Origin of the sequence: Geomicrobium sp. JSM 1781026, from assembly GCF_041949955.1 — a bacterium.
GTDB lineage: Bacteria > Bacillota > Bacilli > Bacillales > Marinococcaceae > Geomicrobium_A.
This window is the reverse complement of sequence record NZ_JBHFQF010000001.1, coordinates 312781-336729: the sequence shown is the minus strand read 5'-3', so window position 1 is coordinate 336729 and position 23949 is coordinate 312781. Positions and strand designations below refer to the sequence as shown.

Here is a 23949-nt window from a genome sequence, read left to right as displayed (position 1 = left end):
GTCTCCACCTCATTTTCTATATGTTTCACTTATCATAGCATGTGAGGCGGCTAAACGGCTAGAACGAAACCGTTTAGTGACGTTAAACGAACGACCTAACACCTTTAAATCGGGCAAAATAACAACAAAAAACCATTCTATGTATGTATAGAATGGAATCATTTATTCACTACAGTCGCTTCATGGAGAGCAGCCAACTGTCGTTCAAGCTCTGCTAAAATCTGTTTTCCGCTTGCTTCGTCAATGAGCTGTAAACGTATTGCAAAATCGATCTCGCGGGATAAGCCAAACATCTGTGTATCGAGTACTTCTTCATAAAGCGGGCATTGCGGCATCGTTAAGTTATCCATCTGTACTTCAATCAGCTGTCTGATTTTCTCAGCATCTGCTTTTAGGATGGCGAAGGCCTGCTCTCTGCTGTCCATCACAGTCTCCATATGCACATGCATCCCTCCAGTTTGAACTCTCTACTCATCATATCGGCTGAGCGATAAAAATGCAAGCAAGATTCAAAAAACCTGCCTTTAAAATATGCTTAAGTCATATTTTTGTGACAGATTTTTCAAAAGTTCAATCCCGACTTTACTATTTCCCTTCTCATCTAGCGGCGGACTGTAGATTCCAATACCTACACCTTGAGGCAATGAGCCTAAAATTGCACCCGACACACCACTTTTTGCAGGAATGCCTGATTTAATTGCGAGTTCACCTGAACTGTTATACATTCCACACGTCACCATGAATGTCTTTACGAGCTTGGCCACTTCCTTTGGAATGATCTGCCTCTGTTCATCCATAGCATACCCTCTAGTTCCCATAATAAGTCCGATGCGGGCGAGATGACAACAGGACACTTCGATAGAACATTGCTGAGTATACACACGGATCAAGTCATCAATGTCATCGTCAATGATGCCCTCCCCTTTTAAATAAAATGCCAAAGCTCGATTCTTATCTGTCGTCTCATATTCTGAATGAGCAACCTCTTGATTGATGCGAATGCTTGTGTCCCCAGCCACTGCCTGAACGAATGATAGAATGCGTTCACATCTTTCTTCAACGGTACGTCCTTTTATCATAGACGTAATCGCAAGCGCACCCGCGTTAATCATTGGATTTAACGGTTTTGCTTGGCGGGTGAGTTCTAACCTCGCCATTGAGTAGTAAGGGTCTCCTGTAGGTTCCATTCCGACACGTTTGAAAACTTCCTCTTCCCCGTGATCCATAATCGCTAACGCGAGCGTCAGGGTTTTTGAAACACTTTGAATCGTAAAGGTCGTACCGACGTCCCCAAAGCGGTGACAAGCCCCTTCTTTCGTAAACACCGAGCATGCTACCAGATTCGGGTCTGCCTCTTTTAAAGCCGGTATGTAATCCGCTACTTTCCCAGTCCGGCTTAACGGTCTTGCTTTTTCAATCATCTCTTCAATATCTGTTGCGGTTTGTAAAGCATGAATATCGATTGTAAGCGCCTCCTTCTACTTTCTTTATTCTAACCTTCCCTCATCGAAATAACCTAAAACAATCGAGTGGCAGAAAAGCCAAGAAGCTGTTAACATGAGAATGAAATGCTTGAAGGAGGACATCGAATGGACGCTCACATACTTACCTTATCAGGAAATACGAAATTCACTATTACACTCGATCCTACCGTATGGATCTTTGACAACCGTAAAGTTGATTTAGATACCTACTTTCATGAAGAATCGATAAGCGAAGCGAATAACGAACCAGAATTTGGCCCAAGAAGATGGCAAACCAATCAGATTCGCACAAAGAAAGAAGCCTCCATTGAAGGCTCCTATGGAATGAAGCTCTCACCTTTTATTGACAACGCTGAACCATCAGCCGGTGCAACTACGATTACCGCTGTCACAAAAGACGGAGAAGAGCATCAATCATCTCTAGACGTGGGTAAAGATTGGATTGCCTGCTTTTCCGAAGACGGAAAGGCGATTAAAGAAACGGGGCCTCTTCACATCTACTTTGGAGATGGGTCCAATCAACATGCTCCGATTACGCACGTCACTGCTCTACGAATTGATTAATTACAGCAAATCCGCAGCCAGTTGGGCGAGTGCAGAGCGCTCGCCTTTTTCTAATGTCGCATGCCCGCTTAACCGCTCATTTTTAAAACATTCAATCACGTACGTTAATCCATTGTTGTACGCATCTAAATACGGGTGATCAATTTGTTCAGGATCTCCGACGAGAACAATTTTGCTATTCTCGCCAACTCTCGTCAATATCGTTTTCACTTCATGCTTCGTTAAGTTTTGCGCTTCATCAATAATAATAAATTGCCCTGGTAAGCTACGACCGCGAATATACGTGAGCGCCTCTACTTGAATGGATCCCATTCCTGCTAGAATATGATCTAGCTCTTCTTGTTTATTCGTATTGAACAAATACTCCAAGTTGTCATAAATCGGCTGCATCCACGGACGTAATTTCTCTTCTTTTTCACCGGGCAAATATCCAATGTCTTTCCCCATAGGTACGACCGGTCTCGCCACTAACAATTTGTTGTACCGCGCCAAATCTTCCGTCTGATAGAGCCCTGCTGCGATGGATAGTAACGTTTTTCCCGTGCCTGCCTTACCTGCAAGCGTAATGAGCGCAATTGAAGGATCTAGCAACAACTCAACCGCCATCTTTTGCTGAACATTTCTCGGTTTCACTCCCCATATGTGCTCACGCTCAAAGCGTAAAGGTGCCAACATTCGTCCGTCCTCACTCACTTTAGCAAGCCCAGATACCGATGGTTTCACCGTATTTTTCAGAATAAAAAATGTGTTCGGCTCCGCTCCTTCAACGCCAACGTCACGGGTTTTCACATCCCCTAACTGATAAAACCGTTCCAACAGTTGCGGATCAACGTCAAGTTGGCGATACCCTTTGAATAAATCGTCATGGGCGATGACACGATCAAACAAGAAATCTTCAGCTTCAATCCCAAATGCTTCAGATTTAATTCTGACGAGCGCATCTTTGCTCACAACAATCACACGCTTTGGTTCATCGTACGTGTTCTGTTCAGTTTGCAGATTTAAAGCTAGAGCAATAATTCGATTGTCATTCGTTGCTAGCGGCAACGTTTCTTTCACTGCTTGATAAGAGCTGTGATTAAGTTCCACACGTAAATGGCTATTTTTACTAACGGTAATACCTTTGTGCAAGGGCCCTTTTTCCCTTAGCTTATCTAGAATTCGTGCCACTTCTCTTGCATTTTTCCCAAGCTCATCCATGTTCTTTTTCTTGCCGTCAAGTTCTTCAAGAACAACGGCTGGAATGATGACATCATGATCTTTAAAAGAGAATAGTGCATAGGGATCTTGTAAAAGCACATTTGTATCAAGAACATAAATATTCTTCAATCGATTACCTCCCGGCATTGAGGTTTGGGCAAACCTCTCAGCAAACTTCTGCCTTACTTCTTTTTATGCAAAGAGAAGTTCAATGTTGACAAGTCTTTCAATTTCTGTCCGGGATTAGTAGAATAGAGGTATGTCTATTGAACAAAAAGGAGTAAAACAATGAGAGCAAAATGCTTGCTATGCGACCGAATTGATCGGCTTTCTGATGATGACCCCTTTACAAAGAAACTAAAAAACCGTCCGATTCACACGTATACGTGCCCGGACTGTTATGATCGTATCGAAAAACGAACAAAAGAGAGACGGGCAAACGGTCATTACCACGTCCCTCATCGTCAAGAAAACAACTTGTAATCAAACGCGTACACAACTGCCTGAGTTCGATCTTCTACTTCCAATTTCTGCAGTACATGACTGACATGTGTTTTCACAGTTTTAATCGTTATGAATAACTCTTCAGCAATGGTCCGATTCGATTTTCCTTCAGCCATGAGCTTTAGAATTTCTCTTTCTCTCGTTGTAAGTTGTTCATGAAGAGCAACTTGTGGGGTTTTGTATAAAGAGAGCATTTTTCCTTGCACTTTCGGATCAAGAACCGACTCCCCAGCGTACGTTTTGCGAATCGCATCGGCAATTTCTTTTGCACTACTCGTTTTCAACACATAACTAGAAGCACCGGCTTGTAATGCCGGTGTTAGCATCTCCTCGTCAACAAAACTCGTCACAACGAGCACTTTGGCTTCCGGCCACTTCTCTTTAATTTCCTTCGTAGCGTCCACCCCATTCACCGGACTCATCACTAAGTCCATAATAATTACATCCGGTAATAGTTGGAGTGCGCGTTCAACACCTTCACGTCCGTCACTCGCCTCGCCTATAACTTCAATGTCTGTCTGGGTCGATAAGTAAGCTGATACGCCTAGACGTACCGTCTCGTGATCGTCGACGAGTACTACAGATATCATTTATCCCCCTCCTCCTTTTCAATTAATGGCACACGTACTTCGATGCTCGTTCCACGATTTGGCACACTCATTAGCTTAAGCGTTCCTCCCATTTCTTCTGCTCTTTCTTTCATACTCGAAAGACCGTATCCTAAAGATTGTTCATGGACGATAAACCCTACGCCATCATCGGTCACTTTCAAAAGGGCAATCCCGTCAACATGCTGATAGAAAATATCAACCGTCAACGCATTGGCATGACGAACAACATTCGCGACCGCTTCTTGGGCAATGCGAAACAGCTGATCTTCAATCCCCGTTAGAAGTCCTACTTCGTCTGTAACAGACACATGAAAATGAAGCGCATGATATTGCCTTAATCGCTCCGTGAACTGGCGGATCCCTTCAGAAAAGCTCTTGTTTTCCAACTGAATCGGACGCAATTGAAATAGCATTGAACGTAAGTCTGATTGTGCATCTGTAATCGTTTTTTCGATTTGTTGTAGTGCCAGCGCCTCGTCCTTCCCTTTTTGCTGTTCAACGTGAGCCGATAACAGCATGGAAGCGGCATACAATTGTTGAGAAACGGAATCATGTAATTCACGCGCGAGTCGATTACGCTCTTGTTCCACAATTTCTTGTTTCAGTGCCTTTTCGTTTTCTGACCAATCGTCAACGAGCCGTTGTGAGCGTTTCGCTTGCTCTTTTAAACGTTCATTTACTTGTGTAAAACGATCAACCACGATATTAAAATCGGCATCAACTCGCTTAATCTCTTGCTTTGCCTGATTGAGCCGGCCTTCCTCGGTTCGTTGCAACGCACTCGCCATCACGTCTACATTACGCCTCCAACTCCAAGATGTCGTGACGTTCATTAGCCAAATCGCGATAACTATTCCTATGACAATGTAAAAAAGCGGTGGGATGTATAAGTGTGAGCGTTCAATCTCAATCAACCAACCCCAATTCGGTGTTTCCACGTAAAACTCAACAATGAAGAAAAAACTAGTCATGAGCAGCAAAATGATGAGCAGATGATAAAAACGTAATCGCCCTATGGCTTTCATCGTTGCCTCACCTCCACATCTCCTGCAACGAGGGACGTGTAGATTCTGACTCGCCTCGTATTGCTCTCATATTGCTTAGAGTGTTTCGTTACACTTTGATTAAAACCCGTTTCAAAATGTTCCAATAGCCGCGTTTCTCCAAAAAAAGATGAATGATGGACCATTACACCTACATCATAAGGCAAATATACGGTCACTTTTCCTATGAATCCACGGACGATAACGACCGTGTCGCCAGAAGGAAGGACGGTATTCTCAAAGTGAATGGTCGTCTCCCCTAAACCGAGAAGGATATTGATGTCTTCCGAGTGAAAGTTTTCTTCATTAATTTGTTGTGAACCGACGAGCATCGTTTGGAAGTACGGTTGCCGGCGAGCATCCGCGATGTCTCCTTCGGTATCCAACGTCACTTGAACGTTTTTATTTCCGGCCCTACTTTTCCAAAACGCATACAAAAGATAGATGGCAATAAGAAAGATCGCAATGCGAAACACATAAGAAGAGAACACGCTTAAAGCCGCAATAATCAGGCCGAGAAGGACAAGCCACTTCCCGTGCCTAATCCGTTTAGAACTAAGCCCAAAATAAACGAGCAAAATCGCACCGATTAGGAAGAAGATCGGTTGAAAACGAAAAATCAGTTCAAGAAGAATTAAAATGATGAGTCCGAAAAGGATATAGGCAAGCAGTGGATTATTTGAAGAACTCATCATCAATCACCTTCTCTTTATGTAGTCGGAAGCGGGGAACGAATCTAGCATCCCTCTCCCCCGCTATTAGTATATCGAATCATTGCTTAGAATGCTCGTTCTGCTCCTCCAGCAATCGAAATCTCTCATCCAGTTCACTATTTTCGGCTGTAAGGTCAACATACTCCGTAGATGTTGCGTCTTTTTCATCTTCTCGCTCATCGGTTTCTTTAAACCAATGACGAATCATTTTCTCAGCTTTTTCTTCCTCTGTGCGTGCATGTTCAGAAAGGTGCTGTCTTTTTAAATTTTTCTTCAGAAAATGGAGCTCTCTTACACGCTTTTCAATGTTTTTCACCCGTGTTTTTTGTTCTTCAACCGTCACCTCATAATCGGTAACGAGCTCCTCGTAACGCACCACTTCTTGATGAGCGAGTGCAATAAGTTCTTCCTCTCCAGCAGATACGGCCATTTGCTTTTGCTTCGCTCTCTTTGCCATCATCTCTCTTGATTGGTCGAGCTCTTGCAAGAAATATGCTTCTAGTTGCTGTTGTTCATCTAAGCTTTTCTCGAGTTGCCGCATCTGTTTATCTAATTTATTCAGTTCTTGCTCGACCGGAAGATTTGAAGTGACCTTCGGTTCCCTTTTTTCAAACAGCTGGTCTAAGTCTTGTGTAATTTGATCTTTTAGATCTTGAAAAAATGTCATGTTCATCATCCTTACCGAGAGTATTTTGTGTCCAATGTCGAATGGGAGTGCAGTGTCCAACGCTCATATAAACGAACGAGCAAATAGACAGCTAGAAAACCGAGTGCCCCAAAGAGATTGCTAATGCCAATGAAAAATCCAACGACGACGAGCGTCCAGCACAACAATTTCACCCAAGATTTTTCTTGAATGCCCGCTTGACGGTAACCGACATACATGAAAAGAGCACCAACAGAAAAACCAATCATCGGTCCAAGTGTAGCGATAACGACAAGAATTAATACGATCGCGGCAATTATCGCAAATATATGCCTACTCAACAGCGTTCACCTCCTTTTCTTCTTCTTTACATTGTACGAAGACGCAGCGCCTCAAAAAATGAGCTGGAGTCGGATTTCGTCTACGCCTGTAGACTGATATTCACATCAGACCGACAAAAAAACCGATCAACTCCAATGGTTACATTGAGATTGATCGGTTGATTCATTTTATGATTCGGTTTGTTCTTGCCCAGCTTTTTGCTTTTTGTGCATTCTCAGTCGAAGTCGATAAATCCCGAGCACTAGCGCGGCGGCAATTAACGATTCTACAATCGGCATAAAGATGGCGAAGAATGTGAGCATGATCGCTCCAAACAGTAAAGCTCCGTACACAACGATGTTTTTCATCAACGACAGCTTTCTTGCAAATCCTAAATTAAACACGAGAATGCTCATGACGACGACGGCCAAGTATAATAGCCAAAACCCCATCGCTGCGTTCTCATGAATATTCATAATGCCAGCAGCCCAAGAAACATCATCAATCGTCATTTCCGGTCCTTGCATGGCGAATCCTCCTTTTGCTAATTACGTTGAGATTTTCTTTTTGCGTTTCGTTTCACGTTCTCTCATGGAGGTGTCTAACGTTTTCTTACGCAGACGAATCGACGCCGGTGTCAACTCGCAGTATTCATCATCACCTAAATACTCAAGCGCTTCTTCAAGCGTGTGAATGCGCGGGCGCTTTAGTGTCGTTGTTTGTTCTTTCGTGGCAGACCGAATGTTGTTCGCCGCTTTTTCCTTCGTAATGTTCACGGCAAGGTCGTTGTCACGATTGTGCTCACCACAAATCATGCCTTCATATACTTCTGTTCCTGGTTCAATGAACATAACTCCACGATCTTCTAATTGCAACATGCTATACGTTGTCGCTTTGCCTTTTTCATTCGCAATCAGCACCCCTTGACGTCGACCTGCAATCTGACCGTCAAAAGCTTGTTGATACGAGTCAAATGAATGGTTAATAATGCCGTATCCTTTTGTTTGACTCATAAACTCCGTAGAATACCCAACGAGTCCTCTGGAAGGAATCTTAAACTCAAGACGTACTTGTCCATCGCCTTGTTGTTCCATGTTGAGCATTTCACCTTTTCGTTCGCCGAGCGACTCCATGACAGATCCAGTGTAAGCTTCAGGAACATCGACTTGAACGTGCTCATACGGTTCACATTTTACGCCGTCAATTTCTTTTATGATGACTTGAGGTTTAGAAACTTGTAGTTCAAAACCTTCACGTCGCATATTTTCAATTAAAATCGACAAATGTAACTCCCCGCGACCTGAAACGGTCCACGCATCTGGAGAATCCGTTTCTTCGACTTTCAAGCTCACATCTGTTTCTAATTGACGATATAAACGCTCTTCAAGCTTACGGCTCGTCACATGATCTCCTTCACGACCAGCAAACGGACTGTTGTTCGCAAGAAATGTCATTTGTAACGTCGGCTCGTCAATTCGGACAGGAGCAAGCGCTTCTATCTTTCCTTCTAAACAGATGGTTTCCCCAACGTTAATATCATCCACACCTGCAAGGGCAATAATATCTCCCGCAGAGGCATGCTCAACCTCGACTTTCTCTAAGCCGTGGAAGCCAAACATCTTACTTACACGGAACGTATGCTCACTTCCGTCGCGTTTGACGACGACACAACGATCTCCTTTAGACACTTCTCCACGGAAAATTCGGCCGACACCAATTCTTCCAAGAAAATCATTATATTCAAGCATCGTCACTTGAAACTGCAACGAATCTTCAATGTTATCTTTTGGTGAAGGTACTTTGTTTACAATCGCATCAAAGAGTACTTCCATCCCTTTTGTATCAGTGTCCTCAGGTAACTTAGCGGTTCCTTGGACCGCAGACGTATACACAACCGGGAAATCAATCTGGTCATCGTTGGCACCGAGTTCAATGAATAAGTCCAGTACCTCGTCAACGACTTCTTCAGGACGAGCAGCATCACGATCAATTTTGTTTACGACAACAACAGGCGTAAGTTCCTGAGCCAATGCTTTCTTCAATACAAAACGTGTTTGCGGCATGCACCCTTCGTAGGCGTCTACGACGAGCAAAACGCCATCCACCATTTTAAGAATGCGCTCCACTTCTCCACCAAAATCAGCGTGACCTGGCGTATCAAGGATGTTAATCTTCGTGTCGTTATATTTAATCGCGGTATTTTTTGCAAGTATGGTAATTCCGCGTTCTTTCTCAAGGTCATTTCGGTCCATCGCACGTTCAGATACTTGTTCATGTGCTTCAAACGTTCCAGATTGCTTCAGCATCTCATCGACAAGCGTTGTTTTTCCATGGTCAACATGGGCAATAATTGCGATATTACGCAAATCGCTTTGTGTTTTCACTAGGCGTACTCTCCTTATATACCGTTACTTGAACTGTTCAACTTTTCTATTCTACCATAAATGTTCTCTCAACTCTATACACGCTCCTCTTTCATTTTGTGAGGAATTGCTTTACACTAAACATATTGAATGAAAAAGCAGGTGAGACAATGAAAAACATCCAATGGCCCGTATTATTTATGGCAGTGCTTGCTGTTTTAGGTATTTCAACGATCGGCGTCGCGGTTGCAGAACGAAGCATCTGGATTGCACTGCTTGCCTTAGTTATGATTGCGTTTGCTTTTATCGGCTCTTCAAAATACCGACAAAGTAAGACGGCCTCTTAACGTCAAGAACTCGGACTCAGCATCTTTTAGCTGAACCCGAGTTCTTTTTATGTTTCATTTAAATACGCCAACATTTTCGTTTTCACTTGTTCATCTGCGGCTAAATACGTACACTCTCGGTCGAAGTGGAGCACGCCACCATCCAATTGGCAACAAGCGCCCCCTGTCTCTTCAAGAAGTACTGCCGCCGCCGCATAGTCCCACGGCGACAGCCTAAGGCTGACGTAGGCGTCTAACCTGCCTGCAGCTACGTATGCACTTTCAAGTGCTGCGGATCCATAGGAACGAACCGCCCGCACTTCTCGGACAATGTTTGCGAAGGCATCCTTCATCTTCTCATCTGCCCGACCGACGAGCCAGCGTGCATTAAACCCAATGATCGCTTGGTCAAAACGAACCGGGCGTCTGTTTGGTAGCCGCTTTCCATTCACATATGCCCCTTGTCCACGAACAGCGGTAAACCATTCGTTCGCCTGCACATCATAAATGATGCCAATATGACCGACGCCTCCTTGATAAATGCCTATAGAGATCGCATAGTTCATCGCTTGATGTACGAAATTCGTCGTCCCATCGATCGGATCAATAAACCATGTTACCGCATGCGGGTCGACATTCGCTTCGTCACCTTCTTCACCAACGATGTCGTGATTGGGATAATTGCGAGTAACCTTCTCAGTTAATATTCGTTGAACTTCGATATCTTTATCTGTCACCAAATCGTCGGCATCTTGTTTCGTATCAATGTGCAGCTGCTCCCGTTCAACCGTGCGAATACGCTCAGCAGCCTCCATTACGAAAGATATTGCCTCGTCTTTTAGCTCAGACCAGTTAATTGCGTCCACAGCTGCACTCTCGTCTGTTAGAGTCACCACGACATTCACTGAACGACCGGTGATACGCTCCATCTCTTTACTTATAACACTTCTGTAACGATCCTCAATCCATGCTTTTGTACGTGAGTCTTTCGCTTGTATGTAAAACGTGTCGTTTTTGTATGCGATGGGCTTTAGGTGCACGAGCCACGTCTCATAACTAGGCTTACTGATTTCTTTTTGGATGACACCTAATACGTCTTCCCATAATTTCTCTGGTGACAACAACGGATAGCCCTCCTAATAGTATGTACATTCATGTGAAACACGTTTGACTGACCATATCAATTCCCTTCATTTTATCTCACAAAACCTAGAATGTAAAAAAGCGAGCTTCTGCTCGCTTCCGTCAATCAACCCTCTAGTCTGAGTAATTCTTTTGCCAATTCTTTGAGTTTATTCTTCGCTTTTGTGATTCCATCAGAATCATTATTCATCATGTAGTCGTGGAGGGTAACGAGCTCATAATCAATTTCAAGTCGAACTACCGGTATGCGTTTCTCTGCATCTGTTCTTTTCAGCGTCTGAATGACTTGTTCCATCACAAACACCCCTCATTTTTTGGGACTCCCACCATCCTACTTAGCGGTAAGCCAAGTTTCTCTAGTCAAAAGCAATATGATTAAAAATTCTGATTTTGATAATTATATCATATGCGCTTTAGAAATTAAATGTCATTATATTTATCACTTTTAGGTGTCCCCCTAGCTTACATTTGATCTCAGGCATAAAGGGCGCTATCATCAAGATAGACAAGCTTTGAAAGGAGTAACAACCATGTCAAACACTGGCTTTACAACAAAAGATTTTAACGTCTTTACGATCCCTGGATTAGAGCCTCGAATGGAAGCACTACAGGAGCAAATTCAACCGAAATTCAAAAACATTGGCGAACGTTTAGTTTCTGAAATATCTTCCTTAACTGGAGAAGAAATGTTTTTACACATCGCCAAACATTTAAGAAGAACGACCAATCCCCCTGATGATTCATGGCTAGCCATCGCACCAGATAAAAGAGGGTATAAAAAGCACCCACATTTCCAACTCGGCTTGTTTGATGACCACCTGTTCATCTGGTTGGCATTCATTTATGAATTGCCGAACAAAAAAGAGATTGGCGAAGCCTTTTTGAATGATTTGAACACGATAAAAACTTTACCGAATGACTTTGCAATTTCAACCGATCATACGAAAAAATCTGCCGAACAAATCGGTGACCTAACCGAATCAGATCTCGAGAAAAAAGTAATTCGGTTCCGTGATGTGAAAAAAGGCGAATTTCTTATCGGTCAGCAACTCACACCAACTGACAGCCGTGTTCAAGATGAGGAAGAACTTATAAAAACAGCTATCGACACGTATGAAACTTTACTTCCCTTATACCGTAAGAGCCTAACCCGCTAAAAAAAGACTGTGCGCTGCACAGTCTTTTTTTACATCGTAATTCGGTATTCACGTTCTTCGTCTAGCGCTCGTTTAACGACAGTCCAAGTGTTCGTATTCGCTTGGTCATCATACGCTTTAAAGTGGGTTTTCTCTTCACTCTTCGAAGGAACGACAGCCTTAAATGCCTCATATGCGTCTTTAACGTCACCTGCTTTCACACCTGAGCCGTACGCATATTCAATCTGTGTAAAAAAGTTGGCCACAGTTACAATTTCATCTTGATTCCAATCCACAGATAACGGAATCGAGACCGAACGTTCGTCCATATGATCGTCTCCTTTCCATAATTCCCATCATACAAAAAAAAGAAACGGATGGAAACCATCCGTCTCGTGCTATTTCTTCTTACGTTTATTTTTGCAAGCTGTACAACTACTATAAAGCGTTGTCATTTTATCACTTTTATAATGTTCGATCGTACAATCACACGTTTGACAAATAATCATTGCCATTATAAGCACCCCTTATGAAAGCGTTTGTAATTTCCTTATACTCATAATATGATGTCACAATTCATTTGTCAACGGCTAATTGTATAACACAATAACACTATATATTTGATTAGCATAACTTTTTATCGTTATTGCTTTAATACGTGCATATATGCATCATATTTAGCGAAGAAAAGATCGTTTTGTGTGCCGAATAACAGATTTCATCATTCGATATCGTACCATCGTCGTTCCCTTTTTTGTAAATGTGCGAGTAACAAGGATTTTCTTAGCCGCTTTCTATATAGGAAGAACCTTAGATTTCCCTAATTTGCGCTATTGGTCGCTGCTTTCCATTACAGGCAGATGCTTGCACTCCGGAGTATAAGGGCAACATCACCTCTCACTGCGCTCCGCTTGTGCTCGCTGTGTTTACTTTACAGTACAGACTATAAGTGCAACATCGGCGGCCACAATACGCCCACCGTGTTTTCTTTGCACTGGAGGACACAAGTGTCCAATCTATGTTACATGTGATTAGATGGGGACCGACTAAAAATGGTCTCTCATTCAAGAAATTCTCATCATGGACGTGGGATTGTGATTAGAGGCTATGGAATTGGCTCCCATATCAAAATTAAATCCATTTGAAAAAAATTCATACCGATTCGCTGTTGCCACCCGTGCTTTTATGGTGAGTCACCATAAAATAACTTGGGAATGACTTCAAAACGAACTGCTTGTTCAATCCGAAGGGCCTGTCCGGAACAGAAAACTTACATCTACGCCATTTAGTTCCTGACAAAGGGTCTGTCCGGAACGAAAAACTCACTTCTATGCCATTTGGTTCCGGACATAAAGGGTTGATAGTATGATAACGGTTCTTCTCTGCGTGCTTGTTCAGTGAAGAGGCGTTTGTTTGATGGTACGAAACGAGGCTATGGCATGTAGCATGTCTTCGTTTACCAAGAATTTCTTATGCTCTTTTAAGAAAATGTGTTATGTAATTCGCTCATATTCATTCCCTCTGTCTTCTTATATAAGTCGTTGAAAATTGTAGCAACATACGCGCTAATTATTAAGTTGACTTCTGAAACGTCCGGAATCGAAGAAAAAAGCGTAACAGATATGAATCTGTTACGCTTTTTGTGAGCACATCAAAGGGGAGGCTCTGTTAGTCTTCATCGATATTTTCAATTTTAATTTCGTGAGGATTAACAAACCCGTAGCCTTGCTCTTCTAAACCTATAATAATATCTTCTAAAGCATCATTCGTATGTTCTAAGTCGTGCATTAGAATATTGGCACCAGCGCCAAGTTCAGGTGCATTAAGTGTGTCTTCTGCAAACTTCTCAGCGTTTCCAATGTAGTCAGCTTCCCAATCAAATCCAAACGTCCAATTCATGCCAACCATACCTTCTTCTTCCAATAGCTGCCAGCTATAGTCGGTATTCTGACCAAACGGCGCTCTAAAGAAATCAGGTCGCTCCCCTGTAATTTCCTCAATCTGATCGTTAACTCCTACAATTTCTTCTCGTTGTTCTTCTTCAGATAGATCCGGAAGGCTTGGATGTCCATACGTGTGATTCCCAATGGCATGGCCGAGCTCCTCAATTTGGAGAAGTTCTTCTTGTTCTTCTGATTCTGTTAATCTCATTCCATTCACAAAGAAAATCGCTTGAATGTCATGCTCATGCAATAATTCTGCCATTTCTAAGCTATATTCTTTCGGGCCATCGTCAATCGTAATAAGTACCACGTCTTCGGGTGCATCGTCAATCGGATCAATGGAATACATCGTTGGGTTTACTTCATATCGTATTTCTACATCTTCTTCTATGTCTTCTTCATCATCTTCGGTTTCATCTTCGTCGTCCTCTTCCGGAAGCTCGACCTCTTCGTCATCAGCGGCTTCATCCTCATCCTCAGATGTAGGTTCTTCAGTTCCTTCTGCCTCTACATTCTCATTGCCTGCTTGTTCCGTATCATCAGCACACGCCGCGAGCAGTAGTGCTGATGCTGCTCCGAGTGCAAGCATACGCTTTGGCTTTCTCATGTTGACACCTCCAAGATTTTACAATACCCGTCTCCATCTTACACTAATCGACGAACATTGTAACACCATTTTTTTAAGGAAAACGCCGAAACTTTTTTCAGTCCGGATTATCACTTGCAAAAAATGGGTATAGAGACGTTATACGGACAACTCCATAACTGTGTTTACTAGCAAAAGTTTCCTTGATCGTTACAAATACATCTCGATGCTTTCGATCGTGTTACAGTTTGTTTATTCCAGCAAATTGGGAATTCACACATGCTATCATAAATATAAAGAGAAGAAATAAGGAGTGAGGACTCTTTTATGAGACAATATACATTACCGTTCGTCCGCTTCGGTTCGTTACTTCTTCTTAGCTTAGTTCTTGCTTCTTGTACCCACGGTTCCATACATGAACTTGATGCAGTCGCAAGTGATGAAGACACGGGTCATGATGAACCATTTGTTGTGCTCGTCTCTAACGATGAAAACATAGATACTGAAAAGCAATATTACGAAGCACTCCTAACCATACAAAATGAACGGTCCAATGAAACAGCCGTTAACATTTTAAACGCAGATGACCATCGTACATTTATCGAAGACCATGAAGTGGAAAGTTTCCCTACGCTTATCCTCGTCGCAGGTCAACCTCCGCACGAACAAGTAAATGGTGATTTAGCGAATGAAGACTTGATGTATATCTTAAGAAACCATTACGAGTAATCCTAACAAAGAGGGGAATTGCCGACCGGCAACTCCCCTCTTTGTTTTGTCATTTGCAAAAATCACCGTGCCAAGAGATTGGCACGGTGATTTTTATATCGATCAAACTATTTAATATGAATTGGTGTTCCGATGGCGACTTCCGCTGCTTCCATTGTAATCTCACCTAGTGTTGGGTGAGCATGGATCGTCATCGCCACATCTTCTGCGGTCATGCCTGCTTCAATTGCAAGACCAATTTCTGCGATCATATCTGATGCACTAGGTCCGGCAATTTGCGCACCGATGACAAGGCCATCTTCACTGCGCGTAATGAGCTTCATGAAACCGTCTGAATCGTTAAGTGAAAGGGCACGACCATTCGCTTGGAATGGGAATTTCGATGCTTTAGCATCAAAACCTGCTTCTTTCGCTTCTTCTTCAGAATAGCCAACAGATGCCAATTCGGGCTCTGTGAACGCAACGAGTGGAATACCAAGATAATCAACTTCACTCGCTTCACCTGAAATGACTTCAGCAGCAATTTTACCTTCATAAGATGCTTTATGAGCAAGTTGTGGTCCGTCTACGATATCGCCGATAGCGAAAATGTTGTCCACGCTTGAGCGAAGTTTCTTGTCTGTTTTGATGAGTCCACGATCTGTAAGGTCAACACCGATTTGCTCAAGACCAAGCTCATCAGTGTTTGGGCGACGGCCAACAGATACGAGCAAGTAGTCTGCTTCAATCTTCTGCTCTTCGCCTTTAACGTCTACAGAAACTGTAATGCCTTCATCTGTTTCTTCTACACCTGAAGCTTTTGCTTGTGTAATGAACTCAACGCCTTTGCTCTTGAGGCGACGTTGTACAAGTTGAGCCATCTGCTTTTCAAAACCGCCAAGAATCCGCTTCTCACCTTCAAGAACGGTAACTTCACTGCCAAGATTAGCATAAGCACCAGCGAGTTCAACACCGATATAGCCACCGCCGATAACGACAAGACGCTTTGGAACTTCTTCAAGAGCAAGTGCCCCTGTAGAAGTACCGACACGATCGCTTAAAGGAAACGCTGGTAATTCAATTGGACGTGAGCCCGTTGCAATGATACAGTTTTTAAACTTGTACGATTGAGAATTGTAGTTTTCTCCAGAGACACGAACCGTGTCCTTAGCAGAGAAATACGCTTCGCCTTTAACGATATTCACTTTGTTCCCTTTAAGAAGTCCTTCAACGCCACCCGTAAGCTTTTTAACGACGCCAGACTTCCACTCTTGAACTTTAGAGAAATCTAAAGAAACGTTTTCAGTCGTAATGCCTAACTCATCGGTACCATGCGCCTTTTCAAAACGGTGACCCGCTTCAATTAACGCTTTTGAAGGAATACAACCGACGTTTAAACAAACGCCACCCATATCTTCTTTTTCTACGATCGTCACTTTTTGTCCAAGTTGAGCGGCACGGATGGCTGCTACATAGCCACCCGGTCCCGATCCGATAATGAGTGTATCTACTTCTTCTGCTAAATCCCCTACTACCATTTATTACCCCTCCATTATTATGCGTTCTGGATCGTTAAGCAAACGCTTCACGTGGTTTAAAGCATTTTGTGCAGTCACACCGTCAATCAAACGGTGGTCATAACTTAATGATAAAGCAAGCATTGGTCGAACGACAACTTCTCCGTCTTCAACAACTGCTTTTTCTTCAATTCTTCCGATTCCAAGAATCGCTACTTCAGGGTGATTAATGACTGGAGTGAACCATGCCCCGCTGGCAGAACCAACGTTCGAAATGGTACTTGTTCCTCCTTGCATATCGCCGCTTGTAAGCTTACCGTCCCTTGCTTTCACCGCAAGCTCTGAAATTTCGGATGCGAGCATAAACACAGACTTACGGTCTGCTTCGCGAACGACGGGCACAACGAGACCACGATCCGTGTCTGCAGCAATCCCTACATTATATTGCTTTTTGTACACAATTTCTTCATTCTCGTCGTCAATCGACGCATTGAGTGCTGGATACGCACGCAGTGCAGACGTATACGCTTTTACGACATATGGCAAGTACGTTAGCTTAATATCTTGGTCAGCAGCAATCGGCTTGAATTTCTTACGGTTTGCAACAAGCGCACTTACTTCAACTTCATCCATGTGCGTAACGTGTGGAGCTGTATGCTTACTGTTAACCATTGCTTTGGCAATCGCTTTACGAACACCTTTTAGCGGTTCACGCTCTTCTGTAACCGTCGAAGTTGTCGTCTGCGTTGCCGAAGACTCTTCTTTTGCTTCTGTTGTTTCTTCAGAAGCCGAAGTACCCTCACCAGAAAGGTGGGCATCGATGTCTTCTTTTAAAATACGACCATTTTTTCCGCTACCGGTTACTTGTTGGATCGTTACGTCGTTCTCTCTTGCGTATTTACGAACCGTAGGCATCGCAATAACACGCTTCGACTCATCTTCAGTAGACGTTTCTTCTTTTGACGCTGACTTCGTTTCATCTGACTTAGCATCTGAAGGCTCTTCTTTTTTCTCTTGCTCTTGCTCTTGCTCTTGTTCTTGCTCTTGGTCGTTGTCGCCTTCATCTTCGCCATCATCGCCACTGCCGTCATCAATGGTCAAAATCACTTCACCAACCGTAGTTGTCGTGTTTTCGTCTACTTTTATCTCAAGAACGGTACCGTCGACAGGAGATGGAATCTCCACAACAGCTTTATCGTTTTGTACTTCACAAAGCACATCATCTTCTTCTACTTTGTCACCGGCTTTGACGAACCATTTTACAATTTCGCCTTCATGAATGCCTTCGCCGATATCCGGCAGTTTAAATTTATATGCCATCGTTTCGTACCTCCTTTTCTTTACCGCTCACTAAAACTCGATCGTTTCTTTCGCTTTTTCATAGATGTCTTCAGCATTCGGTAGCCAAGCATCTTCATCTGAAGCAAATGCATACACCGTATCTGGTGCAGCAATACGACCAACAGGTGCTTCTAAGTGAAGAATTGCACGCTCACTGATTTCTGCAGAAACGGTTGCGGCAACACCTGCTTGACGCTGTGCTTCTTGTACGACCATCGCACGATTTGTCTTTTTCACGGACTCAATGATTGTTTCTAAGTCGAGTGGGCTTACTGTGCGCAGATCAATGACTTCAGCATTGATGTCTTCTTCAGCAAGCTTGTCAGCCGCTTTTAGCGCTTCATGAACCATTGCGCCGTAGCTCACAATCGTAATATCTGTTCCTTCACGCTTAATATCTGCTTTTCCAATTTCAATCGTATATTCCTCATCCGGAACTTCTCCTTTAAATGAGCGGTACAACTTCATGTGCTCAAGGAATACGACAGGGTCGTTGCTGCGAATCGCTGAGATGAGGAGTCCTTTTGCATCATAAGGAGTTGAAGGAATAACGACAGAAATTCCTGGTGTTTGTGCAATTAAGCCTTCGAGGCTATCGGAGTGTAGCTCTGGCGTCTTCACTCCCCCACCAAATGGTGCACGAATGGTAACCGGACTGCTGTAATGACCGCCAGAACGGTAATGCGTACGAGACATTTGCCCTGCTACACCGTCCATCACTTCAAATAAGAATCCGAAAAACTGGATCTCCATAATTGGGCGAAAACCTGTAAGACCAAGACCAATTGCGAGACCACCAATACCAGACTCAGCGAGCGGTGTATCAAAAACGCGGTCTTCACCAAATTCTTCTTGTAAACCTGACGTGGCACGGAATACACCACCGTAATGACCCACATCCTCACCGAAAAGGAGGACGTTTTCGTCATTTTTAAGCTCCGTGCGCATGGCTTCAGTAATTGCTTGAATCATTGTCATTTCCGCCATAATTATTTCGACTCCTTCGCACGATAATATTCAAGTTGTTCTTGTAAGTTAGGTCCGAGCTCGTTGCCCATAATCTCAATGAGTTCGCTTACTTTTTGACGTGGCGTTTCATCTGCTTCTTTAATCGCCGCTTTTACATCCGCTTTCGCTTGCTCTACAATCTCATTCTCTTGATCTTCAGACCAGATCCCTTTTTCTTCCAAATATTTACGGAAGCGAACGAGTGGATCTTTTTTCTCCCATGGGTCGTTCTCATCATCGGTACGATACCTCGTCGGGTCGTCACCAGATAGAGAGTGCGGCCCGTAACGGTAACAAAGCGTTTCAATAAGGGTAGGACCGTTCCCTGAAATTGCATTGTCACGCGCTTTTTTTGTTGCAGAATAAACAGCTAACACGTCCATACCGTCTACTTGAATGCCTTCGATACCTGCTGCAACAGCTTTCTGAGCAACTGTTGATGCGGCACTTTGCTTTTCTACAGGTACAGAAATTGCGTATTGATTGTTTTGTACGACGAAAATCGCTGGTGCGTTAAATGCACCTGCAAAGTTCATTCCTTCATAGAAATCGCCTTGTGAAGCACCACCATCACCTGTATACGTAATGACGACGTTTTCTTTATTCTTTTTCTTAAGACCTAGGGCAATTCCTGCTGCTTGTACGATTTGTGCCCCGATAATGATCTGTGGCATAAGGACGTTAATGCCTTCCATTTGCCCGCCTTTGTAATGTCCTCTAGAGAAAAGATATGCTTTTGAAAGCGGGTAACCATGCCAAATGAGTTGTGGAATGTCACGATATCCCGGTGCAATCCAGTCTTCTTTATCCAACGCAAAATGTGATCCGAGCATTGAAGCTTCTTGCCCAGCAACTGGTGCATAAAAACCGAGTCTTCCTTGACGGCCTAACGAAACCGCACGTTGGTCAGCAACTCTCGTATAAACCATGCGCTTCATGAGTTCTTTTAGCTCGTCATCACTTAGTTCAGGAACAGCGTCTTCATTTACGATTTTACCGTCCTCGTTTAGAATCTGAAAAGTTTCGAACTTATTCTCTACTGCTTCAATTGTCTTTTCAGCCAAAACGGCTCACCTCTTTCATTTATTATCACACACGTGAATCATTGAACGTACGAAAAGTCACTACTTGTAACGTACCCTCAACAAACAGATTTCAACCTTTTTCTTTGGAGAATTCTGTTTCAATCCATCACGCTAAAAAACTAATACACAATCACTCCATTTCAGCATACATGATCTTCAATTCATTCGTCAATGTATTATAACCAGTTCTATTGTTTAGCCAGTGTAATATTTTAAATATACTAAAAATATAACCCTGTTATATATCATACTCCAATAATTGTTTCGTAATAGTAATACAGATGTAGCAATTTCCTGTTTTATGGAGCCGACACCATTCGATAAACTTGTGCTTTCCAGTCTTTTAGTTACGCAGGCATCATCATAGGGACATTTGTTTACGTATTCACCTATCATGAGCCTCTTGCTATGTGAGGGAGGGTTTGCTTATTCTCGTTGGTGTAAAGCGGTTGTCACGTAATTAAAGGTAGGTGGACTTATTTAAACACAATCAATAGCCTGTGTAGCCTTTCTACATAACATGTTGCTTGGAAGTAAGCGCGGCACTACATTTTTGTAACACTTGTACTAAGAAGTTGATCTCTTTTCGGGCCGTTTGTGACGAAGAGCGTTCAATGATTAGCCCGCTATGTAATGAGTCAAGCTTCATCCCTATCGTGCCACACATCATTCGCAGTCTCCAGTGGCAGACACTTGACTGCGGATTGTATGACTTGTGTAGTTTCAAATGCTGTAGCAAAACACCCCTATAGCTTTGCTTAACTTACTGAAAAAGGGAATTTCCACATCGCCCATGCCGAGGCCGTTGAATCTCGTGCGACCTTCTAATGAACATGTCGTTATATCGCGACTTGTTCACGTTATAGGAATGAATGAGTGATTATGTGTTTCGCCTTGACTGTTCCAGCGTTTATTGACATATAGCAATCTACACGAGTGAAATTAAAGAGATTCATTCGGCTACAAGATCGGGATTTACAATGATAATTAGCCGTACATATACGTGCCACTTCCGTGGACTGAGCATTTTCGGGGGCGCGGGACGAAAATCTTACCATAGATTGACCAATGGTAAGATTCTATATAGAAAGAACTTAATTTTTTCCTACTTGCACAGTTGGGTTGGAAGGGTAGCACGGTGCTGCTTGCTATTTTGCGCGCTAGTTTGTTTAAACTTGCGCGCAGATTCCAGGCTGAAGTGCCAACGACATGTCGGCCCCAGCGGGGCCGAAGCCAAACCGGACTCGGTTCGGCGCGGCTCGCGCCGGTATCATATGGATACTTCAGGGCGAGGATGTACATGTGACTTTGTCATCTGTTACCGAGTTCAGTTATTCTGTTCCCTAGTTTAGGAAAATGCACCGCTTTTCTTGCGATTTCCCCCAACTTGAGAACAGTTCGGTGGCAACTCGAGCACAGTTTCCACTTTACCTAGCTTACCACTGGTTCTTGAAGAAATTATTTAGTCCAACTTATATAGCCTAAAAAGCAAGCAAATTTGAGAAAACTCTACCATAGCGGATTACTACCTCATTCAGCGTCCTCATCCTCTGTGTTAATGACCAAATGAAGTATTGTTTATTTCATTAATATAAGAACGGGACACTATTTTTTCAGCTCGCTCGCCCTGCCCTTCAGTGCCTAGAAAACACGGTGGTCGTTTTTTGACCACCGATGTTGCTCTTGTACTCTGGAGTGCTAGAAAACACGGTGGTCGTTTTTTGACCACCGATGTTGCTCTTGTATTGCAATTAAAGCTCCCACAGTACAAATCAGGAAAATTAAACGTGCTATAGATGTAGATTACACACTTGCACACCGTCCCAAATACTAAGCCTTGTGAGCGCGGAACGTTCCAAAATAAAAGCAAACAATGATACATTTCACTCAAGAAAAAGCCGGTTACCCGTTTACGGGCAGCCGGCTTTCAGTTTTTTGTGCTTAGAATTTTTTTTATTTTTCAGCTTCAATGACGAAATCAGCCGTGTCGTAAAATTGTTCTTTCCGCTCATTGAACGTTGTTGTGTACTCGTTGAATTGCTCTTTATATTCGTTCACGGATTGATACTGCTCATTGACGAGGTTAATTTGGTCTTCAAGTTCTTCAAAAGACAGCTCTTCATCTAGAAACATTTCATACAAGTCGAGGTCCATTTGCACGGCATCTGTATAGCCTTCATATAATTCGGTATGCACTTGATAGCGCTGCTCCATCGCATCAAAAACGGCTTCTGCATCTTCTCGTAGTGAACCATCCAAGTCATCGAGTAACGACTCTTCTTCCATAAATGTCTCGTAAGCGGCGACGATGCTTTCTCGCTCTGTTTCCATACGACTGATTCTTTCGTTTGCAAGCTCTGACGCTTGTGCAACAAGCCCTTCAATTTCATCCATGTCTTGAAGTCCAAGATTGACCATCTCTTCAAAAAGTTCATATTCCTGTTCTTCAGCTTCAATTAACGGTGTTTGTTGTTCTTCAAATTCGTTCTCAAGTTCAATGGCATCTTCAATATTGATCATAAGTTCTTCTTCAGCCGATTCCATGCACCCAGCTAAAAGTAACGTACCTAAAACAAACGGTCCTACATAAAGCAATCGTCTCATCAAAGAACGTCCCCCACCTCATTACGTACTTATCTTCAATAATCATATAGGATGATGTTAACCTTTGCAAAGAAAAATATGGAAATGTTAAGAGACAAATGTCCTTCTAAAAAAATAGGCATTTATCCAGTCAAAAGCGATTTAGTTGCATACATTGTAGAGTAGTATCGCTTCAGGCGAAAACAAAAGGAGGGTTCACTCCATGTCTTATGGTTATGGCGGTTATGGTTATGGCGGCAACCCATGTTATGGAAACTACGGCGGCGGTGGCGGTTTTGGCGCTGGTCGCGGATTCGCGTTAATTGTCGTTCTGTTTATCTTGTTGATCATCGTTGGCGCTTGCTATGGTGACAAGAAGTAAAGAAGCGTTTCCTCAAGAGACAGTCACTCGGTGGCTGTCTTTATTTTTTCCTTTTTGTCTATAGAGGTTGTCTTCTGATATACTTAGCCCGTATGTAAAAACGTATGCAAGTCCGTGACCATTCATACGGCTTTGTTTTATACCGAGGAGGATAAATTGATGATACTGATGGACAATATCGTCCGTGAGGGCAGCCGGGTACTCCGGGAAGTGGCTAAAGAAGTTGATATGCCACTAAGCGAGGAAGATTTGGCATTACTACAAGACATGCTTGACTATCTAAAAAACAGTCAAGACCCTGAAATCGCTGAAAAATACGATCTACGTCCTGGCAGTGGCCTTGCCGCACCTCAAGTCGGTGTTTCAAAACGAATGTTTGCCATTCATACGACCGATGAGAAAGATCAATTATATAGCTATGGTTTTATTAACCCTAAAATTGTGAGCCATTCTATTGAAGAGACGAGTTTGGAAAATGGGGAAGGTTGTCTATCGGTTGACCGTGAAGTTGAAGGGGAAGTTCCGCGTTACGCCCGTGTGAAACTACAAGCCGACACACTCGAAGGCGAACGAGTGACTCTTCGCTTAAGAGGGTACTTGGCCATTGTTGTTCAACACGAAATGGACCACCTAAATGGAATTATGTTTTATGACCGAATTGAAGGCTACGCAGGCCCTCATAAAAAAGAAGTACCTAGAACCGCACTATAACAAAGAACGGGCCTCAAAGGAGGCCCGTTCT

27 protein-coding genes are annotated in these 23949 nt (G+C 43.1%); 7 read left to right on the top strand and 20 right to left on the bottom strand.

Translation table 11 applies throughout. The features are described 5' to 3' along the window. Positions 1 to 158: 158 nt before the first annotated feature. Positions 159 to 437, bottom strand: a complete 279-nt coding sequence (locus tag ACE1TF_RS01680; RefSeq protein WP_042400999.1) for an Fpa/YlaN family protein — start codon at positions 435 to 437, stop codon at positions 159 to 161. A gap of 87 nt (positions 438 to 524) precedes the next feature. After that, positions 525 to 1421: a glutaminase A gene (gene glsA, locus ACE1TF_RS01675; RefSeq protein ID WP_042400917.1), complete on the bottom strand. Its 897-nt coding sequence runs from the start codon at positions 1419 to 1421 to the stop codon at positions 525 to 527. Between the two features lie 168 nt (positions 1422 to 1589). On the opposite strand from glsA, the gene ACE1TF_RS01670 reads away from it, so the two are divergent. Beyond that, entirely contained in the window at positions 1590 to 2048 is a 459-nt protein-coding gene (locus tag ACE1TF_RS01670; protein WP_375013743.1) for a peptidyl-prolyl cis-trans isomerase, read from the top strand. Here ACE1TF_RS01670 and ACE1TF_RS01665 read toward each other — a convergent pair whose 3' ends face one another. After that, on the bottom strand, positions 2049 to 3395 hold the full coding sequence (locus ACE1TF_RS01665) for a PhoH family protein (protein WP_375013741.1): 1347 nt from the start codon (positions 3393 to 3395) through the stop codon (positions 2049 to 2051). Positions 3396 to 3536: 141 nt separating this feature from the next. Here ACE1TF_RS01665 and ACE1TF_RS01660 point away from each other — a divergent pair, with 141 nt between their 5' ends. Next, positions 3537 to 3731, top strand: a complete 195-nt coding sequence (locus tag ACE1TF_RS01660) for a YlaI family protein (protein ID WP_042400920.1) — start codon at positions 3537 to 3539, stop codon at positions 3729 to 3731. Here the strand turns inward: ACE1TF_RS01660 and ACE1TF_RS01655 are convergent. From ACE1TF_RS01655 to typA, 7 genes are all read right to left on the bottom strand, one after another. After that, positions 3713 to 4342, bottom strand: a complete 630-nt coding sequence (locus tag ACE1TF_RS01655; protein ID WP_042400924.1) for a response regulator — start codon at positions 4340 to 4342, stop codon at positions 3713 to 3715. The two genes, ACE1TF_RS01660 and ACE1TF_RS01655, sit on opposite strands and share 19 nt — an antisense overlap. Next, positions 4339 to 5388 (bottom strand): sensor histidine kinase, encoded by a 1050-nt coding sequence (locus ACE1TF_RS01650; protein WP_375013738.1) that lies wholly within the window; start codon positions 5386 to 5388, stop codon positions 4339 to 4341. Before ACE1TF_RS01650 ends, ACE1TF_RS01655 begins: the two co-directional genes overlap by 4 nt. After that, complete coding sequence (liaF, locus tag ACE1TF_RS01645; protein WP_042400926.1) at positions 5385 to 6098, bottom strand: cell wall-active antibiotics response protein LiaF; 714 nt, start codon at positions 6096 to 6098, stop codon at positions 5385 to 5387. Before liaF ends, ACE1TF_RS01650 begins: the two co-directional genes overlap by 4 nt. A gap of 79 nt (positions 6099 to 6177) precedes the next feature. Further along, positions 6178 to 6786, bottom strand: a complete 609-nt coding sequence (locus tag ACE1TF_RS01640; protein ID WP_375013736.1) for a hypothetical protein — start codon at positions 6784 to 6786, stop codon at positions 6178 to 6180. 11 nt (positions 6787 to 6797) lie between these two features. Next, entirely contained in the window at positions 6798 to 7106 is a 309-nt protein-coding gene (locus ACE1TF_RS01635; RefSeq protein WP_375013734.1) for a lmo0954 family membrane protein, read from the bottom strand. A gap of 168 nt (positions 7107 to 7274) precedes the next feature. Further along, on the bottom strand, positions 7275 to 7613 hold the full coding sequence (locus ACE1TF_RS01630) for a YlaH-like family protein (protein ID WP_238544668.1): 339 nt from the start codon (positions 7611 to 7613) through the stop codon (positions 7275 to 7277). A gap of 21 nt (positions 7614 to 7634) precedes the next feature. After that, positions 7635 to 9470 (bottom strand): translational GTPase TypA, encoded by a 1836-nt coding sequence (gene typA, locus ACE1TF_RS01625; protein ID WP_042430077.1) that lies wholly within the window; start codon positions 9468 to 9470, stop codon positions 7635 to 7637. 149 nt (positions 9471 to 9619) lie between these two features. Here typA and ACE1TF_RS01620 point away from each other — a divergent pair, with 149 nt between their 5' ends. Further along, positions 9620 to 9796 (top strand): DUF5325 family protein, encoded by a 177-nt coding sequence (locus ACE1TF_RS01620; RefSeq protein WP_193744737.1) that lies wholly within the window; start codon positions 9620 to 9622, stop codon positions 9794 to 9796. Between the two features lie 47 nt (positions 9797 to 9843). Here ACE1TF_RS01620 and ACE1TF_RS01615 read toward each other — a convergent pair whose 3' ends face one another. Further along, the gene (locus ACE1TF_RS01615; RefSeq protein ID WP_375013730.1) at positions 9844 to 10896 is read right to left on the bottom strand and encodes an inositol monophosphatase family protein; all 1053 of its coding nucleotides are present in this window, start codon (positions 10894 to 10896) and stop codon (positions 9844 to 9846) included. Positions 10897 to 11024: 128 nt separating this feature from the next. Then, positions 11025 to 11213, bottom strand: a complete 189-nt coding sequence (locus tag ACE1TF_RS01610; RefSeq protein WP_042400943.1) for a hypothetical protein — start codon at positions 11211 to 11213, stop codon at positions 11025 to 11027. Positions 11214 to 11448: 235 nt separating this feature from the next. Here ACE1TF_RS01610 and ACE1TF_RS01605 point away from each other — a divergent pair, with 235 nt between their 5' ends. After that, positions 11449 to 12075, top strand: coding sequence for a YktB family protein (locus ACE1TF_RS01605; RefSeq protein WP_375013728.1), 627 nt, complete (start codon positions 11449 to 11451; stop codon positions 12073 to 12075). A 29-nt stretch (positions 12076 to 12104) separates the two neighbouring features. Here ACE1TF_RS01605 and ACE1TF_RS01600 read toward each other — a convergent pair whose 3' ends face one another. The 3 genes from ACE1TF_RS01600 to ACE1TF_RS01590 all read right to left on the bottom strand — a co-directional run bounded on the left by ACE1TF_RS01600 (position 12105) and on the right by ACE1TF_RS01590 (position 14604). Then, a complete protein-coding gene (locus ACE1TF_RS01600; RefSeq protein ID WP_042400946.1) occupies positions 12105 to 12383 on the bottom strand; it encodes a UPF0223 family protein in 279 nt (92 codons plus the stop codon). Between the two features lie 69 nt (positions 12384 to 12452). Continuing rightward, on the bottom strand, positions 12453 to 12563 hold the full coding sequence (locus ACE1TF_RS01595; protein WP_375014088.1) for a GapA-binding peptide SR1P: 111 nt from the start codon (positions 12561 to 12563) through the stop codon (positions 12453 to 12455). 1159 nt (positions 12564 to 13722) lie between these two features. After that, entirely contained in the window at positions 13723 to 14604 is an 882-nt protein-coding gene (locus ACE1TF_RS01590; protein ID WP_042400949.1) for a polysaccharide deacetylase family protein, read from the bottom strand. 306 nt (positions 14605 to 14910) lie between these two features. Between ACE1TF_RS01590 and ACE1TF_RS01585 the strand changes: the two genes are divergently transcribed. After that, positions 14911 to 15312: a hypothetical protein gene (locus ACE1TF_RS01585; protein WP_042400952.1), complete on the top strand. Its 402-nt coding sequence runs from the start codon at positions 14911 to 14913 to the stop codon at positions 15310 to 15312. 107 nt (positions 15313 to 15419) lie between these two features. Here the strand turns inward: ACE1TF_RS01585 and lpdA are convergent, their stop codons facing one another. The 5 genes from lpdA to ACE1TF_RS01560 form a co-directional block, all read right to left on the bottom strand. Beyond that, positions 15420 to 16829 carry a dihydrolipoyl dehydrogenase gene (gene lpdA / locus ACE1TF_RS01580; protein ID WP_042400954.1) on the bottom strand — a complete coding sequence of 470 codons (1410 nt, stop codon included), beginning with the start codon at positions 16827 to 16829 and terminating at the stop codon, positions 15420 to 15422. A gap of 3 nt (positions 16830 to 16832) precedes the next feature. Further along, on the bottom strand, positions 16833 to 18128 hold the full coding sequence (locus tag ACE1TF_RS01575) for a dihydrolipoamide acetyltransferase family protein (RefSeq protein ID WP_375013725.1): 1296 nt from the start codon (positions 18126 to 18128) through the stop codon (positions 16833 to 16835). Positions 18129 to 18158: 30 nt separating this feature from the next. Beyond that, positions 18159 to 19136 (bottom strand): alpha-ketoacid dehydrogenase subunit beta, encoded by a 978-nt coding sequence (locus ACE1TF_RS01570; protein ID WP_042400962.1) that lies wholly within the window; start codon positions 19134 to 19136, stop codon positions 18159 to 18161. A 2-nt stretch (positions 19137 to 19138) separates the two neighbouring features. Further along, positions 19139 to 20221, bottom strand: coding sequence for a pyruvate dehydrogenase (acetyl-transferring) E1 component subunit alpha (gene pdhA / locus ACE1TF_RS01565; RefSeq protein WP_042400964.1), 1083 nt, complete (start codon positions 20219 to 20221; stop codon positions 19139 to 19141). Between the two features lie 1974 nt (positions 20222 to 22195). Then, on the bottom strand, positions 22196 to 22846 hold the full coding sequence (locus ACE1TF_RS01560; protein ID WP_375013722.1) for a YkyA family protein: 651 nt from the start codon (positions 22844 to 22846) through the stop codon (positions 22196 to 22198). Positions 22847 to 23048: 202 nt separating this feature from the next. Here ACE1TF_RS01560 and ACE1TF_RS01555 point away from each other — a divergent pair, with 202 nt between their 5' ends. Both ACE1TF_RS01555 and def read left to right on the top strand, forming a co-directional pair. Further along, positions 23049 to 23207, top strand: coding sequence for a YjcZ family sporulation protein (locus ACE1TF_RS01555; RefSeq protein WP_081829240.1), 159 nt, complete (start codon positions 23049 to 23051; stop codon positions 23205 to 23207). A gap of 159 nt (positions 23208 to 23366) precedes the next feature. Beyond that, positions 23367 to 23918: a peptide deformylase gene (gene def / locus ACE1TF_RS01550; protein ID WP_375013720.1), complete on the top strand. Its 552-nt coding sequence runs from the start codon at positions 23367 to 23369 to the stop codon at positions 23916 to 23918. Positions 23919 to 23949: the final 31 nt, after the last annotated feature.